Annotated in this window: 1 protein-coding gene; it reads left to right on the top strand. The window is 60.7% G+C overall.

The window, feature by feature from the left end:
- On the top strand, positions 1-259 hold a 259-nt coding region (locus NP777_RS47185; RefSeq protein ID WP_256656368.1), incomplete at its 5' end, for a LamG-like jellyroll fold domain-containing protein.
- Positions 260-534 lie beyond the last annotated feature (275 nt).

Here is a 534-nt window from a genome sequence, read left to right as displayed (position 1 = left end):
GACCGGAGCCTGGACCAAGCTGACCGGTGTGTACGACGCCACGACCAAGAAGATTCAGCTGTTCGTCAACGGAGAGCCGCAGGCAGCAGCCGACTTCACCACCCCGTGGCGAGCCGACAGCGCTCTGCAGCTCGGCAGGCTCTTCTATCAAGGCGCCTGGCAGGAAAACTTCGCCGGAGCCATCGACAACATCCGCATCTGGGAGCGGCCCATCGACGCTGGCGAGATCGCCAACGAGGGCATCCGGATCGCCGAGTAGCAGTCGCTCAAACACATTCTCTGTGGAACCTGAATCCGGCAGATTCTGCCGGATTCAGGGCCCCCCTTCCCCGCCGGCATGCGATTTACTGACCTCCGCATGCTCGGCTATCTGACGAGTGAGGCTCTCGAATGAAATCGCGTGGCAGGTTCACGCTGCCCTTAGTATGCGTTATGGCATTAGCCGCCATACTTTTGACGGCCACTTCGGCAAGTCCGTTCACAGCGTCGCCTGGTGCAGTAGCGACCGCGGCGAATGCGTCCTTAGTCGAAGAT

The sequence above is a fragment of the Streptomyces rugosispiralis genome, from assembly GCF_024505145.1.
GTDB lineage: Bacteria > Actinomycetota > Actinomycetes > Streptomycetales > Streptomycetaceae > Streptomyces > Streptomyces rugosispiralis.
The sequence above is the reverse complement of the archived record's forward strand: the minus strand, read 5'-3'. Positions and strand labels throughout refer to the sequence as shown.